The sequence below is a fragment of the Romboutsia lituseburensis genome (genome assembly GCF_024723825.1).
GTDB lineage: Bacteria > Bacillota > Clostridia > Peptostreptococcales > Peptostreptococcaceae > Romboutsia_F > Romboutsia_F lituseburensis_A.
The window spans coordinates 3,007,970-3,024,958 of the sequence record NZ_JANQBQ010000001.1 but is presented as its reverse complement, the minus strand read 5'-3'; the positions used below and the strand labels follow the sequence as shown (position 1 = coordinate 3,024,958).

Annotated in this window: 15 protein-coding genes; all 15 read right to left on the bottom strand. The window is 29.0% G+C overall.

Features of this window, described 5'->3' with window-relative positions; translation table 11 throughout:
• Window positions 1-58 precede the first annotated feature (58 nt).
• The 15 genes from NWE74_RS14650 to NWE74_RS14580 all read right to left on the bottom strand — a co-directional run bounded on the left by NWE74_RS14650 (window position 59) and on the right by NWE74_RS14580 (window position 16,812).
• The gene (locus NWE74_RS14650) at window positions 59-1,366 is read right to left on the bottom strand and encodes a 6-phospho-beta-glucosidase (protein ID WP_258243727.1); all 1,308 of its coding nucleotides are present in this window, start codon (window positions 1,364-1,366) and stop codon (window positions 59-61) included.
• A gap of 32 nt (window positions 1,367-1,398) precedes the next feature.
• Window positions 1,399-2,721, bottom strand: a complete 1,323-nt coding sequence (locus NWE74_RS14645) for a PTS sugar transporter subunit IIC (RefSeq protein ID WP_258243726.1) — start codon at window positions 2,719-2,721, stop codon at window positions 1,399-1,401.
• Between the two features lie 214 nt (window positions 2,722-2,935).
• Window positions 2,936-3,640, bottom strand: coding sequence for a GntR family transcriptional regulator (locus NWE74_RS14640; protein ID WP_258243725.1), 705 nt, complete (start codon window positions 3,638-3,640; stop codon window positions 2,936-2,938).
• Between the two features lie 146 nt (window positions 3,641-3,786).
• Entirely contained in the window at window positions 3,787-4,968 is a 1,182-nt protein-coding gene (locus NWE74_RS14635; protein WP_258243724.1) for an NAD(P)-dependent malic enzyme, read from the bottom strand.
• Window positions 4,958-5,503 (bottom strand): Fe-S-containing hydro-lyase, encoded by a 546-nt coding sequence (locus tag NWE74_RS14630; protein ID WP_258243723.1) that lies wholly within the window; start codon window positions 5,501-5,503, stop codon window positions 4,958-4,960. Before NWE74_RS14630 ends, NWE74_RS14635 begins: the two co-directional genes overlap by 11 nt.
• Before the next feature lie 12 nt (window positions 5,504-5,515).
• Window positions 5,516-6,355, bottom strand: coding sequence for a fumarate hydratase (locus NWE74_RS14625; protein WP_258243722.1), 840 nt, complete (start codon window positions 6,353-6,355; stop codon window positions 5,516-5,518).
• Window positions 6,356-6,530: 175 nt separating this feature from the next.
• Window positions 6,531-7,043 carry a Cys-tRNA(Pro) deacylase gene (gene ybaK / locus NWE74_RS14620; protein ID WP_258243721.1) on the bottom strand — a complete coding sequence of 171 codons (513 nt, stop codon included), beginning with the start codon at window positions 7,041-7,043 and terminating at the stop codon, window positions 6,531-6,533.
• Window positions 7,013-8,806 carry an aminopeptidase P family protein gene (locus NWE74_RS14615; protein ID WP_258244471.1) on the bottom strand — a complete coding sequence of 598 codons (1,794 nt, stop codon included), beginning with the start codon at window positions 8,804-8,806 and terminating at the stop codon, window positions 7,013-7,015. Before NWE74_RS14615 ends, ybaK begins: the two co-directional genes overlap by 31 nt.
• 72 nt (window positions 8,807-8,878) lie before the next feature.
• On the bottom strand, window positions 8,879-9,556 hold the full coding sequence (locus NWE74_RS14610; RefSeq protein WP_258243720.1) for an ATP-binding cassette domain-containing protein: 678 nt from the start codon (window positions 9,554-9,556) through the stop codon (window positions 8,879-8,881).
• Window positions 9,544-10,317, bottom strand: a complete 774-nt coding sequence (locus NWE74_RS14605; RefSeq protein ID WP_258243719.1) for an ABC transporter permease — start codon at window positions 10,315-10,317, stop codon at window positions 9,544-9,546. Before NWE74_RS14605 ends, NWE74_RS14610 begins: the two co-directional genes overlap by 13 nt.
• On the bottom strand, window positions 10,289-11,287 hold the full coding sequence (locus NWE74_RS14600; protein ID WP_258243718.1) for an ABC transporter substrate-binding protein: 999 nt from the start codon (window positions 11,285-11,287) through the stop codon (window positions 10,289-10,291). Before NWE74_RS14600 ends, NWE74_RS14605 begins: the two co-directional genes overlap by 29 nt.
• 235 nt (window positions 11,288-11,522) lie before the next feature.
• Entirely contained in the window at window positions 11,523-12,353 is an 831-nt protein-coding gene (locus NWE74_RS14595) for an energy-coupling factor transporter transmembrane component T family protein (RefSeq protein ID WP_258243717.1), read from the bottom strand.
• A 2-nt stretch (window positions 12,354-12,355) separates the two neighbouring features.
• The gene (locus NWE74_RS14590) at window positions 12,356-14,056 is read right to left on the bottom strand and encodes an ABC transporter ATP-binding protein (protein WP_258243716.1); all 1,701 of its coding nucleotides are present in this window, start codon (window positions 14,054-14,056) and stop codon (window positions 12,356-12,358) included.
• A gap of 42 nt (window positions 14,057-14,098) precedes the next feature.
• Window positions 14,099-14,653: an ECF-type riboflavin transporter substrate-binding protein gene (locus NWE74_RS14585; RefSeq protein WP_258243715.1), complete on the bottom strand. Its 555-nt coding sequence runs from the start codon at window positions 14,651-14,653 to the stop codon at window positions 14,099-14,101.
• A gap of 164 nt (window positions 14,654-14,817) precedes the next feature.
• Complete coding sequence (locus tag NWE74_RS14580) at window positions 14,818-16,812, bottom strand: YgiQ family radical SAM protein (protein ID WP_258243714.1); 1,995 nt, start codon at window positions 16,810-16,812, stop codon at window positions 14,818-14,820.
• Window positions 16,813-16,989 lie beyond the last annotated feature (177 nt).

Sequence of the window (16,989 nt, the reverse complement as noted above, 5' to 3'; positions counted from 1 at the left end):
ATTGCCTCCCCTGTATAAACTAACCTCTTATATATTTGTTATACTGTGATAATATCACTTATTTAAATTGTGGTAAATACTCTTTATGAGCTTGCATCATCTCATCTAATATTGTTTTTGCTAAGTCATCTGATGGTATTAAAGGATTTGTACTAAGAGCTAAAAGTGCCGTTTCATAGTCTCCATAAACTGCTGCTTTAGCAGCTAAAAGTTCAAATGATTTTATTTGTCTCACTAAACCATCAACAGAGTCAGGTAAATATCCTATAGCTAATGGCTTTGGACCATTTGCAGTTATTATACTACTTACCTCTACTGTTTGATCATCTTTAAAATTTCTGATCGCTCCATTATTTAAAGTATTTACAACCTGTATATCACCCTTATCATTATATATAGAGCTTATTAGATTACACGCTGCATCACTATAATATGCTCCACCTCTTTTTTCTAACTGTGGTGGTTTTATATCTAAATTTTCATCCTTATATAATTCAAATAATTGATCTTCTAATTCTTTGACTACTTGACCTCTTGCTTTTCCTTTAGCAAATTCCTGTAGTTCATCGTCTAACATTTCTTTAGTCTTATAGTAGTATTTATGATAAGGACAAGGTATTACTCCTAAAGCCTTTATAAACTCTGCATTAAAATCTATTGCTTTTATATTTTGCATAGTTATTTTAGAATTCGTAAACTTTTCTATTGCTTCTTCTGTAACATCTTCACCATCTAAAGATACATTTAATCCATATACCATATGGTTAAGACCTGCAAAGTTCATTTGAATTCTTTTGCTATCTACTTCAAATTCTTTTGCTATTCCATTTTTCATTCCTATAGGAACATTACATAAACCTATATAGTTTTTGAAATTTGTATATCTAAATACAGTTTCAGTTATTATCCCCGCAGGATTTGTAAAGTTTATAAGCCATGCATTAGGACATAATTCTTCTATATCTCTAACTATATCTAATATTACAGGAACAGTTCTTAATGCTTTGAAAAGCCCTCCAGCGCCATTAGTTTCTTGACCAATAACACCATGCTTTAAAGGTATACTTTCATCTTTTATCCTAGCATCTAAAAGGCCTACTCGTAATTGAGTTGTTACAAAGTCTGCATTCTTTAAAGCTTCTCTTCTGTCTAATGTTAGATGTATGTCTATATCTAATCCAGCTTTTTTTATCATTCTTTTAGCAAGATTACCTACTATTTCTAGTTTTTCACGACCTGCTTCTACATCAACTAACCAAAGTTCTGATACAGGAAGTTCTTTATATCTTTTTATAAAACCTTCTACAAGTTCTGGTGTATAACTAGAACCACCACCTATTGTCACTACTTTAAGTCCTTTTTTCATAAATGCTACCATCCAATCTAAATTCTATATTCTTAGTTAGCTTTTTGCTCAGCTAATTTCTTTTTTTCCATTCTTCCTTCTGCAACTACAAATGGTAAGTATACAACAACAGATATCAATAAGTTAACTGCTGCTAATATTCCTCCTTTTATACTTCCTGTAGCCATTATAGCTCCAAATACTGGTGGAGTTATCCAAGGTATTTTTGCCATTATAACTGGTGGTACTAATCCTGATGATATAGCCATATATGCAACAGTTGCACATATAACTGGTGCTAAAACAAAAGGTATCATATATATTGGGTTTAATACGATTGGCATACCAAATATCATTGGCTCACTTATATTAAAGCATGCTGGTGGTCCACCTAAAGCTATCATATCTTTACGTCTTCTACCTGCTATTATTAATGCTATTATTAATCCAAGTATCATACCTGAACCACCTAAGTATACAAATGCATCTAGGAAAGCTCCTGCAAATACGTGATATCCTTGAGTTGCTCCTTGAGCAGCTAACTCAGCATTTTTTCCACCTAATTCCATTAAAATTGGTTCTACTGCTGGAAGTGCTATATTTGCACCATGTAATCCAAATATCCATAATACATGTATAAATAATGCAACGAATATTGTACCTCCTAGTGAATCCGCTATTCCTGTTAGAGGTTTTGCTAAATATTGAGATAATAAATCATTTATAAATAATCCGCCAGATAAGTTGCTTACTAATACTCCTATAATACCTATTACAAATAATGCTATTACACCTGGTAATAATTTTGCAAAAGATCTTGATACTGCTGGTGGTACACCATCTGGCATCTTAATTGTTAACCAAGATACTTTAGATAATCTAACATATAATTCCGTAGAAACTATAGCTACTATCATTGCTGTAAATAATGCATTAGTTGAAATATATCCCCAAGGTATGAATCCCCAGCCTACTATAGCTTCAGTTGCACCTTCTGGTGTTATTGATGCTACTTGAGGAGATACTATTAAAAATCCACATAATGCTATAAGACCTGCTTGTAATTCATTTCCTTCATATGATTTCGCTAAGTAATAAGCTACTGATACTACTAAAAATAAAGACATCGCAGCAAGTGATCCCCACCATAGGTTTCCACCTAATGCTGCTATCGATTGCCCTATCGATGTATCCGTTAAAAATGCTTGATATGATTTAACGGGTAAGTTTTTTATAAGTGTTCCAAATGCACCTACCATAGTTACAGGTATCATTGCAACAAATCCATCTCTTACTGCTACTAAGTGTCTCTGCGAGCCTACTTTTGCTGCGATTGGAACTAAATATCTTTCCATGAAAGCCATTAGTTTTTCCATAATATTCCCCCACTCTCCTATTTTTTTCTCTAAGGTAACATTTTCCTTACCTCTTTGTATATAATTGTAATCCAAATGTATATACATTTCAATACTTTTTTTATACTTTTATTTATTATTCTATATATATTAGAAATTTTTATAAAAATTTAGTTTAAAATATTACTAAATAATAATTAAAAGCCGTATTCAAAATGAATACGGCTTTTAATTATTACTTTGGAACTGCATTTAATGTAAGTGTATACCCATAATGATATGTATGTGAGTACTCAAAAACATCTCCATTTTGTAATTTGCATACTTGAGCTATATATAGTAAGGCTTCTTTAGATTCTAAATCTAATGCACTTTCTATTTCATCATCTGATAAAACTGCTGTAACTTCTCTTTCAGACATTGCAATTTTATATCCACATTCAGATTCTATGTATTTATATAAAGATCCATTACAATGATCTCTCGTTAGATTTGGGAATAATTTAACAGGCATGTACGTAACCATGTAAGATACTTTTTCATCATTAGCCAATCTTACTCTTTTTATTTCCCAAACGTTATCATTTTCATCTAAATTTAATTTTTCTTTAAGTATATCATCAGCTTGGACTATATTTAATGTAATAACTATATTGGATACCTTATAACCTTTATTCTCCATCTCTTTAGTAAAACCACTTATTGTTGATATATTATCATAAATATTATTTCCTATTACAATACTTCCAACACCACGTCTTCTAGTTATATAGCCTCCATTAACTAAATTATTAAGTGCCGATCTAACAGTCATTCTAGTTACATTAAATTTTTCAGTTAATTGTTTTTCTGATGGTATTAAATCGCCCTCTTTTAGCTCTCCACTTTCAATCAAGTTCATAACATAGTTTTCTATATTCTTATATATGGGTTCCTTCATAACTCTCATCCCCTTCTGAATTATTTGTCTATATTTTATTTTAACGTCTCTAGTCATTTTATACTATAGTCAAAAGTATATTACAATTCGTTCAAAAATTAAAGACTAGGAAAAATTAATTCTTCCTAGCCTATCATTTTATAATTTTATATTCTATTAACTTTTGTTTGTTTTGCTGCTTCTTTTACTGCATTAGCTACATTTTCTACAACTTTCCTGTTAAATGCATTAGGTATGATATTCTCTGATGTAATTTCTGAATCTAAAATTGTATTTGCTATTGCATATGCAGCAGCTATTTTCATTTCTTCATTTATTTCTTTTGCTCTTACATCTAAAGCTCCTCTAAATATTCCAGGAAAAGCCAAAACATTATTTACTTGATTAGGAAAATCAGAGCGTCCTGTACCAACAACAAGAGCACCACCTAATTTTGCTTCTTCTGGCATTATTTCAGGAATAGGATTTGCCATAGCTAATACCATAGAATCTTTAGCCATAGTCTTTACCATATCTGCTGTTAGCATATTAGGTCCTGAGACACCTATAAATATATCTTTATCTTTTATAACATCTTTTAATGACCCTTTTTCATTTCTTATGTTAGTTACTTCAAGCATATTTTTCTGAGCCCAGTTTAAATCTTCCATCTCTTCACTTATAGCACCCTGTAAATTACAGAATATTATATTTTTTACATTCATACTTAGCAGTATTTTTCCTATAGCTATACCAGCTGCTCCTGGACCATTTATTACTATTTCTAAATTTTCTACACTCTTACCTGATAATTTTACATAGTTTATTATAGCTGATGCTACTACTATAGCAGTACCATGTTGATCATCGTGAAACACAGGTATATCTAATTCTTTTTTTAATTTTTCTTCTACTTCAAAACATCTAGGAGAGCTTATATCTTCTAAATTTATTCCTCCAAATACTGGTTCCATTAATTTAACAGTCTTTACGATTTCATCTACTTCATTTGTTTTTAGACAAATAGGAAAAGCGTCTACCCCTGCGAACTCTTTGAATAATATAGCCTTACCTTCCATAACAGGTATTGATGCCTCTGCACCTATGTCACCTAGGCCTAATACCGCACTACCATCACTGACAACTGCTACCATATTACCTTTAGAAGTGTACTTGTAAATATTTTCTTTATTTTTATGTATCTCTCTACAAGGTTGTGCTACTCCTGGTGTATATGCTATAGATAAATCATCTTTATTTTCAACTCTAACTTTACTTTCTAAACTAATTTTCCCCTTTTTATTTTCATGCATCTCAAGTGCTAATTTCGAGTAATCTTTATTTTGCATATTCTTCTCTCCCTTTTTCATATATGTTATTTCCATAGCTGTCTATAGCTACAATTAATTGTAAATTTTCAACTTCTAATTTTCTAATAGCTTCTGAGTCTAAGTCTTCATAAGCTACTATTTCACATGATTTTATAGAATTAGATATATAAGCTCCTGCTCCACCTACAGCAGCAAGATATACGGCATTATAATGTTTAATAGCTTCTATTATCTTCTCATCCCTCTTGCCTTTACCTATCATAATTTTCAATCCTTGTTCAAGTAATGGTATAGTTAGATCATCCATTCTATAACTAGTTGTTGGTCCTGCCGATCCAATAACTTGTCCCGGCCTACTAGGTGTGGGACCAACATAATATATTACTTGGTCTTTTAAGTCAAAAGGTAGGCTTTGATTATTATTTATACATTCTATAATTCTTTTATGAGCTGCATCTCTAGCCGTATAAATAGTTCCACTTAAAGATACTAAATCTCCACATATAAGTTTATTTATTTTTTCTTTATCAAATGGCATTTCTATAGATGTCATCAAACTCCCCCCTTATATAATTACCTTTTTATGCCTTGATGCATGACAATTTATATTTACTACTACTGGTAATCCAGCTATATGAGTAGGAAATGTTTCTATATGTACTGCCAATGCTGTAGTATTTCCACCTAATCCTTGCGGTCCTATGCCTAAATCATTTATCTTTTTTAATAATTCTATTTCTAATTCAGCTATATTTTCATCTTTGTTATGATTTCCCACATTTCTAAATAACGCTTTCTTAGATATTTGAGCACACTTATCAATAGTACCACCAATTCCAACTCCAACAACTATTGGTGGACATGGATTAGGGCCAGCATCAGAAACAGCCTCTATAATAAATTTCTTTACCCCTTCGATTCCATCAGAAGGTTTGAGCATTTTTAATTTACTCATATTCTCACTTCCAAATCCTTTAGGCGCAAATTCAATAATTAACTTATCACCTTTAGTTAATTCATAATGAATTATAGCTGGTGTATTATCTTTAGTATTTATCCTACTAATTGGGTCTACAACAGATTTTCTTAAGTAACCTTCTTCATATCCTTGCCTTACACCTTCATTTATTGCTTCATCTATTGTATCGCCTTCAATTATTACTTGCTGCCCTAACTTTACAAAAAACACAGCCATACCAGTATCTTGACACAATGGTATATTTTTTTCCCTAGCTATCTTTGTATTATCTATTAATACTTTTAATACATTTTTTCCCAAACTACTTTCCTCTTTTTTTATACCTTCATTAATTGCATTTAATACATCATTTCCTAAATTAATATTAGCACTTATGCAAATTTCCTTTACCTTTTTGATTATTTCATCTGACTTAATTACTCTCATACGAACATCCCCCATCATTTATCTTATCAATATTCGTTATATTTAAACTTTAACATTTTTTACTATTTTTAACAAGCACTTATAAAGTAATAATTTATACTCAAAATATTTTATTAAAATTAATTAAAACATAAAAATAAAAGGAGGATAGCTTCCTCCTTTTATTCTTATAGTATTATTTAACTATATCGCTAAATTCAGCATTTATAAGAGATTGTAACTCTTTAGGTGATAGTTCTACTTGATGTCCAATTTTACCAGCACTAACAATCATACTATCTAATGTTATAGCACTTTCATTTATAAATGTTTTATATAACTTCTTCATCCCTATAGGAGAACATCCACCTCTTATATATCCTGTAAACTTATTTATATCATTTACATTGATCATCTCTATGCTTTTTTCATTGGCTACTTTTGCACCTTTTTTTAAATCCAGATGCTCATTTACAGGTATAACATATACATATATATTTTTACTAACCCCCATAGCTACCAGTGTTTTATATACTTGATTAACATCCTTTTCTATTTGATGTGCTACTTCTACTCCATCTACATGCTCACCTTTTTTAACATTATATGAATACATATTATAAGCAATTTTATTAGAGTCTAAAATTCTCATTGCATTTGTTTTTACTTTTGACACTACTATATCTCCCTTGTATATTCTTTTAACCATTCTCTTTCTTCATCATTTAAAAATGGTGCTATTTTATTATAAACTTCTTTATGATATTTATTTAAATATTCTTTTTCATCTTTTAATAACAATGTTTTGTCAACTGCATCTAAATCTATTGGTGCAAATGTTACAACTTCAAAGTCCATAAACTGTCCATATTCATTTTTTTCTGCTTTTCTTACTACCAATTCATTTTCTATTCTTATTCCATGTGAACCTTCTATATATACGCCTGGTTCATTAGTAGTTACCATACCTTCCTCAAGTACACAGCTATCATCTCTGTCAGGCACAACTCTCCATCTAAATCCATTTGGAGATTCATGAACATTAAGCACAAATCCTATCCCATGACCTGTACCACACTTATAGTCAATACCCGTATCCCATAATGGACCTCTTGCTAATATATCTAAATTATATCCTCTGCAACCATGTAAAAATTTGGCCTTTGATAATCTAATCATTCCTCTTAAAACATTTGTAAAATGAGTTTGAGCTTCTTGTGATATAGATCCTAATGCAATTGTTCTTGTTATATCAGTTGTCCCATCATAATATTGTCCACCTGAATCTACCAAGAATAAATCTTTTGGTTCTAATGTATAATCACTTTCCTTTGTTGCACTATAATGCATCATAGCTGCATGCTCTTTATAAGCAGCTATTGTTGAAAAACTTGGCTCTATAAATTTATCTTGTTCTCTTCTAAATTGCTCTAGTTTTTCAGTTGCACTCATTTCTGTTATTTTTATTTTTTCTACATTAGTTTTTAACCAGTACATAAATTTAGTAAATGCAACTCCATCTTTGATATGGCTATTTCTTATATTTTTTAATTCTACTTCATTTTTCATAGCTTTAAATAATATTGTGGGGTTAGTACTTTCTATTTTTTGAACACCTTTAGGTATATTTCTATATATTGCATAACTTACTTTAGCTGGATCTAAAAGTACTTTTTCATCATTATTAATTGATTTTATAAAATCATATACTTCACTATATGGCTTTATATAAACATTTTCTTTATGTAACTCAGATTTAATTTCATCATTTAATTTATTTTCATCTATGAATAAATAAACGTTATCTAAACCTATAACAGCATAAGAAAGAACAACAGGGTTTGATTTTATATCTCCTCCTCTGATATTAAATATCCACGCTATATCATCTAATGATGTTATTATATGAGCAGTAGCACCTTTTTCTTTCATAGCACATCTTACTCTGCTTAGTTTTTCAGAAAAACTCGCTCCTGTATATTCAGTACCTAATAAAAATGCTTTTTTATCTGGTAAACTAGTTCTCTCTTTCCATATATGATCTACTAAATCATAATTATATTCTATAGTTATATTTTTAAATTCTAATTGCTTTTCTAGATTTTCTCCCTCTTTAGCACCAATTACTTTTCCATCAAACCCTAACGTTGAATCTTTAGGCATTTTTTCAACTAAGTATTTTTCAACTGTTGGTACTCCTTCTTCTCCCATTTTAAATAAAGTTATATTGCTACCACTTAATTCACTGTCTGCTTGTATGAAATACCTTCCATCCGTCCATAATCCTGCTTCATCTAAAGTTACAACCAAAGTTCCTGCAGATCCTGTAAATCCTGACATAAACTGTCTAGATTTAAAGTATTCACCTACATATTCACTTTGATGATAATCTGCTGATGGTATTATGTATGCATATATATTTTTTTGCTTCATCAATTCTCTTAATTCTTCTATTCTTGTTTTTATCATAATTTATCCCTCCTCTAATTCATTTACAATATTATTATAGCCTATTTTTTATCCCATCTATCAAATTAATATAATCTATATACTATTTTCAATTAATTCTTTGTTAAATTTTGTTTTATCATTAAAAAACATTTTAGATACAGTAGGTGTTTTACCTAATATATTTATATTGTCAGATAAATACATAGCTTCTTCAATATCATGTGTAACAAATATTACAGTTCTTTTTTCCTTTTGTATAATCATTTTAAAAATATTCATTATTTGTTTTTTGCTTGAAATATCTATAGATTTAAATGGTTCGTCCATTATAATTATTTGAGATGGATATACAAACGCCCTTGCAATATTAGCTCTTTGTCTAGTTCCACCACTCAACATCTGAGGATAATATTCTTTATATTCATAAATTCCAACTTGTTTTAAATACTTTTTACATATACTTTCTCTATCTGCTTTATTGTAATTTTTTTTTAGTACTAAATTAATATTGTCTTTAATTGTTATCCAGTCTATAAGCCTATCTTCCTGAAATATATAACTCATTTGCATACCTTCTATTTCACTATACAGTTCAGTATCATTTTTTATTATTTTGCTAAGTACATTTAAAAGAGTACTCTTTCCACAACCTGATTTACCCAATATACAATTTACTTTATTTTTATATAAAGTAATTTCAAAGTTTTTAAATACTACCTTTTCATTGTATGATTTATTTATATTTTTTATATTTAAACTTATCTCTTCCATATAAAAGTTCTCCTTAGTATGAGCTTTTGTAATATTTCTAGTGTTCCAGATATTATAATCACTATTATCAACCATGCAAATATACCAGGTGTATTGAAATTAACTTTTTCTAATTGTATCATACTACCTATTCCATAATCTGGTTGACCATATACCTCTCCTGCTATGACAATCTTTAATCCCAACGACATAGTAGATACTATTATAGTAGCTAATCTAAATTTTATAGACGGTACATAAATTTTAATAATTTTATCTTTTAAATCTAATTTATAAACATTAGACATCTCCAATAATGTTTTATCAATTGAACTTAAAGCTCCTAAAATATTTTCATACAATATTGGGAATACAACTAAGATGCCTACAATATAAGGAGCATTATCTTTGTTAAACCATATAAGTGCAAGTACAACCAAGATCATCATAGGTACTGATTGCATAATCATATTTATAGGCTTAAAAAAATTTCTAATAATTCTACTTATATATCCTGAAACACCTATAAGCATAGCTAAAAATAATGAAATTAAAACACTAACTATAGTTCTTTTTATAGTCATAAATATATTTATAAAAAATCCAGTTTGTAATACTAAATTATTTAATGATTTAAAAACTTGTCCTAGTGTTGGTAGATAAATTTCATTATTTATAAATAAAGCGATACATTCCCATAAAAATAAGAGGATAGTACATGATAGTACTACCTCTACAATATTTTTATCTAATTTATTTTTCAGTAAAGTAAATGCCTTCATCTGGTATATTTCCTCCTAAAGACTTTGAGTCAAAGTTCATTAGCTTGTTATAATAATTTTCATAGTCTTTTTGTGAATTATGTATTTTTATAAATTTTAAATTAGATCTTTCTAATGATTTACTTATTGTATCTGGTTGAATTGATGCACCTATTTCCTTCGCATACACTCCTACCTTTTCTCCATTTTTATTCGCCCAATCAATACTATTTGAAATTTGGCCTAAAAATAAATTTACAAATTCTTCATTTTCTTTAGCAAAACTTGACTTTACTATTATTGTAGATTGAGGATATCCATTTTCAGATTTATTAATTTCCTTCCAAGTATCATTTAAACCTTTTATTATTTTTATCTTTGGATTTTTATCAATCAATGTTGTTAATGCCGGCTCTGGCACAACCCCTGTAGTAGCTTTACCTGTTGCTAATAAAGGAACTAGTTCATTAGTTGTATTTACATAATTAAAATTAATGCTATCTACACTTATCCCTTTATCTTTAAGTATACTCTTTACTGTTAAATCAGGTGTAAGACCTTTTCCTGTATTCCAAACGTCTGTACCTACTAATTCATCAAAATCATTTATGTTTTCTGTAGAAACAAGGTAAAACGATCCACATCCTACTGTTCCTGCGATTTGATAATTAGATGTTTTATTATAAGCTATAGCCGCCATATTTGATGGTACTATAGCTATATCTGCTTCTTCTTTCATTATAGAAGTTGACAATGTTTCTGGTGTTTTTTCTATTGAATAATTTATATTATAGCCTTCTTTTATAATCGTTTTTTCTTTAGCTAATTTGGCTATGGCTATAGTAGGTAGTCCATCTGGTGTAATAACCTTAACATCTTTAGCAACTACTGCATTCTTATTTTCTGTTGATACTTTTTCTGCATTAGTACACCCCGTAAAAATCATAGTTCCTAAAACTATAGATAGCATGGTCGGTATAAGTTTTTTCATCTTTTTATTCCCCCTTTAAATTACTATAATCTAATAATTTCTTTAAATTTAGTGAATTTTCCTTCTTTTTATTTATATTTTTATTTAGTAACAAGCTTATAATTATAAGTATATGAATCCCAAATGGATTTATTAAATAAAATTGATTATAATAAATCAAAAAAAGAAGCTATTTCAAAATTGAAATAGCTTCTCTATATGTGAATTTTAAATAGTATATATCTGGCGATTTTAACTATATAAATGGATTATAAAATCTTGATCCATTTATTTTAACCATTGCTACTGATACGACTAACAATAATATTAATATTATTATTGATAAATAATCTTTTTTTTCAAATTTTCTTATATTAAACCATGTACGCTTTTTATTATTTCCAAAGGCTCTTAACTCCATAGCTAAACTTATTTTATCTATTCTCTCTAAACTTGAGAATATTAAAGGCATAAGTATTGCTGCTGAATTCTTAATTCTTTTAATTAGTTTTTCATTTTTTGATAAATCTATACCTCTTGCTTGTTGAGCAAATGCTATATCTTTATAATCTCTTTGTACATCTGGTATATATCTAAGCGCTATAGATACTGTATATGCAGCCTTATAACTTACACCAAGCTTATTTAGAGATGCTGCAAACTCACTTGGATCTGTTGTAAGTATAAACATCAACGCCATTGGTATTGTTGCAAAGTATTTTAGTACTACATTTAGTTCATAAAATAGCTGTTCCTTAGTTAAAGTATAAGGGCCTATAAGGTGACCTAAATCATGTCTAGTTCCATATATATCTACTCCTTGATAAGGAGCAAATAAAAATATCAATAATGTATTTAAAAGTAAGAAAAATAGAATAAAGTAAAGTACAAATGAAATTTCTTTAAACTCTATTTTAGATAATTTAAACACTATAATACCTATTATAAATAGACCTACTAAAACTCTTGTGTCATATGTTATCATTGCTGTTATTGTCCAAAGTAAGAAACAAATTAACTTAGTAGCTCCTGTTAACTTATGAATAGGCGAGTCTTTTTTTATATATGATAACATTTCTGCATTCATATTTATCTTACCCTCCTATCATAATCTATAAATTTATTTACAAATTCAATGCTATTATCTATATTACATTTTTTAGCTAATTCATGAAGTGAAGTCTCTTTTAAATTAGCTTTTTGTATTATTTCTTTGTTAGTTAAAATATTTGTAGCACTATCATCTGCTATTTTTTCTCCATTTGATAAAACAATTACATTATTAGTATACTCTAGCATAAGATGCATATCATGAGTTACCATTATAACTGTTACACCTTTTTTATTTAAATCTATTAAAAATTCCATTATTTCAGTGTAATGTTTAAAATCTTGCCCAGCTGTGGGTTCATCTAGTATTATTACTTCTGGATTTAGTACTAAAATAGCAGCTATAGTTACTCTTTTCTTTTGCCCAAAACTTAATGCTGATATTGGCCAATTTCTATGACCATATAATCCACAAGTTTTTAAAACATTATGAACTCTTTCTGTTATTTGATTTTCATCTACACCTCTTATTTTTAATCCAAATGCGACTTCATCAAAAACCTTAGTTTTAGATATCATTTGATTTGGATTTTGCATTACAAATCCTATTTTTTCTGAACGAGATTTAATAGATTCATTTTCTATGTTTTTTCCATCAAATAATATTTTTCCACTAGTTGGCTTATAAAAACCACAAATTAATTTAGATACAGTAGACTTTCCTGCACCATTTCTTCCAACAATACTCACCATATCACCTTTATTAATTTTAAATGATACGTTTTTTAGTATTTGCTTTTCTTGTGAATATGAAAAAGTGACATCTTGTAATTCTAGTATTGTATCACATTTTTTTTGTTTTTGAGATATTTTGGTGATTTCAAACCACTCTTTCACTTTAGATTTGCAATTGTCTATGTTTAAAGTTTTTACACTTTTGGGACACATCTCAGTATTTATATCACATCCAGCATATTTTAATGCTGTTATATATAAAGGTTCTCTAACGCCTACAGCGCCTAATTTATTACTTGATAAAAGTTCATCAGGTGTAGTATCACAAATAATACGTCCATCGTCCATCACAATTATTCTATCAACATCACAATGAAGCACATCTTCTAATCTATGCTCTATTATTACCACTGTTTTATTATCTTGTTTTTGTATATTATCTATAAGTTCCATAGCTCCTTTTCCTGTTGCAGGATCTAAACTTGCTAGTGGCTCATCAAATAATAAAACCTTAACGTCATCAACTGTAACTCCCGCTAAAGTTACTCTTTGCTTTTGACCTCCAGACAATCTATACGGTGATGATTGTAATTCTTTATCTATATCTACTAATCTAGCTGATTTTTCAACCTTTTCTTTCATTATTTTTTGTTCAACACAATAATTTTCAAGTTTAAAGGCTATGTCTTCACCTACTGTAAGTCCTATAAATTGACTATCTGGATCCTGTAATACAGTTCCTACTATTTTAGATAATTCAAATATATTTTTTGTTCTTATATCTTGTTCATTAATTTTTAATTCTCCACTCATATCTCCTCTATAATAAAATGGAACTAAACCATTTAAACAATGAGCTAAGGTACTTTTACCTGATCCAGATGGACCAACTATAAGAACTTTTTCTCCTTCATAGATAGTTAAGTTTATATCTTTTAATGTCGGCTCCGCTTGAACTCTATATTTAAAATTAAAATTTTTGAATTCTATTATCTTTTTTCTCATAAAACCCTCCTTTCATATATTAAATATACACATTTTAAATTACTATTCTATTCTTAAGCTTCCGCTTTTCATTTTAGTTTTAGAATATGTTAATAAAATTAAAGTTCCTAAAACTCCAATTGTTATCATATTCGAAATTCCACCTATTGCACCTTGCAAATATACTTTATTTGCTGGTTCTGCATATATTACAATATCCAATGTTGGTGCAACTCCAAACCATGCTATTATATTAGCAATTATTTGAGTTATATTAAAAATTATAATTTCTTTTAAAGCAAACTCACCATCATTGACTTTAATTTTTTTATATACCAATCCTATAATTAAACCTACTATAGCAGACGATATAACCCAACTAAACCATGGCATACCATAAAATACTAAGTCTTTTAATCCATGACCAATAAGCCCAATTAAAAATCCAGCACAAGGCCCATATAGTATAGCCATCAACGCTAAGTATGCATATGATGTTTCTATATTAGTATTTGGTATCCCACTAGGTATAGAGCCAAATCTACCTAATATCATAAATACCGCAGATCCTATTCCTATTGCAACTATTGTTTTTATTGAAAGTTTATTATTATTCATATTTACACCTCTCTGTTTTAGATGTATAGATTACATTTTTTTAATTTATGCACAAATTTTAGTATAAATCTTAAGACGAAAAATGTCAATAATGGTCGACTATATAGTAATTAAAAATAGCAAACAACATCAGCTTGATGTTATTTGCTATTTATTATTTTAAATTATCTTTTTTTCTTTTTTATAGGCTTAGCATTTTTATTATTTTTTGGCTTAAAAGTACTTCTGTCCTTATTGTTATTATTACTACTTCTATTACCTGTTTTACGCCCTGAAGAATTATTTCTCAAATCATTTCCTTTTGAATTATTATTCTTTTTCTTTCCTGAAGATACTCTATTTGCATAAGGTCTAACATCTTTAGGTTTTATTAAGCATCTATGACCAAGGCCTATTAAATCTTCTCTACCTGCTTCAATAAGTGCAGCGTGTACTAAGTCATAATTTCTAGGTGCTTTATATTGAAGTAATGCTCTTTGCATAGCTTTTTCATGTTTTGACTTTGGAACATATACAGGTTTCATTGTAAGAGGGTCTAATCCTGTATAGAACATTGTTGTAGATAATGTTCCTGGAGTAGGGTAGAAATCCTGTACTTGTTCTGGTTGATAATTTGTATCTCTTAAATATTCAGCTAATTCTATTGCACTATTTAATGTAGAACCTGGATGAGATGACATTAAATAAGGAATTATATATTGTTGCTTTCCTAATTGTTCATTTATAGCAAAGAATTTTTGTCTAAACTTATCATATGTGTTCCCTGCTGGTTTTTGCATATATTGTAAAACTTCTTCAGCAACGTGTTCTGGTGCAACCTTTAGTTGACCACTTACATGGTGCTCTATTAGCTCTCTAAGGAATTTATTATCCTTATCTGCCATTATATAATCATATCTAAGTCCTGAACGTACAAATACTTTCTTTATATCCGGAAGTTTTCTTAATTTTCTTAGTAATTGTAAATATTCACTATGATCTACATCTAAATTTTTACATGGTTCTGGATGTAAACACTGTTTGTTTTTACATGCTCCTAAACCTTCTGTTATTTGCTTTTTACATGCTGCTTTTCTAAAGTTGGCTGTTGGGCCTCCAACATCATGTATATATCCCTTAAAATCAGGTAAAGTAGTTATATATTTAGCTTCCTCTATTATAGAGTTTTGACTTCTACTTTGAACAGCTCTTCCTTGATGGAATGTTATTGCACAGAAAGAACAACTTCCAAAGCACCCTCTAGAACTAACAATACTAAATTTAACTTCTTCTATTGCTGGTATACCACCATCTTTTTTATATGTAGGATGGTATGTCTTTTGATAAGGAAGATTATACACTTCATCTAATTCAGATCTAGTTAAAGGTGTTTCTGGCTTATTTTGAACTACATATTTATCTGCATGCTTTTGAACAATAGCCTTACCTCTAAATGGATCTTGTTCATTATATTGTACTTTAAATGCTTTTGCATATTTAACTTTGTCGTCACAAACTTCTTTATATGATGGTATTAAAACGTAATCATCGTATATCTCATCTAAGCTATCTGCGACATAACAAGTTCCATTAATATGTCTTATATATTTTGGATCGAATCCATCATTTAGAGCATTTGCAACTTCTACAATTTGCTTTTCACTCATACCATATACTAACATATCCGCACCACTATCTATTAGCATAGACTTTCTTACTTTATCACTCCAATAATCATAATGTGCAAATCTTCTTAAACTAGCTTCTATACCACCTATTATTACTGGTACATTTTTATATGCTTCTCTTATCTTGTTACAATATACTATTGTTGCTCTATCAGGTCTAAGGCCCATTTTCCCACCTGGAGAATACATATCTTTTTCTCTATGCTTCTTACTTACCGAATAGTGGTTGACCATAGAGTCCATGTTCCCACCATTAACCAAGAATCCTAATCTAGGTCTTCCTAACTTCATAAAGTCATCTGTACTTTTCCAGTCAGGTTGTGCTATTATTCCCACCTTATATCCTGCGTTTTCTAAAACTCTTGATATTATAGCAGTTCCAAAACTATGATGGTCAACATATGCGTCTCCTGTTACTAAGACGAAATCTAGTTCTTCCCATCCTCTATCTATCATATCTTGTTTACATATTGGTAAAAACTTATTTTCCATTTTATCACCTGCTTAATCTATTGTTATTTATTATATCCTAACTATTTAAAAGAATAACTTAACTTAATTTTTATAGTAAGATTTAATTATAACATTAATTATATTCTTTTTTCATCACTATTTAAGTATTATACACCTTAATTTATATAAAAAAACAAAAGTTTATAAATACTTACA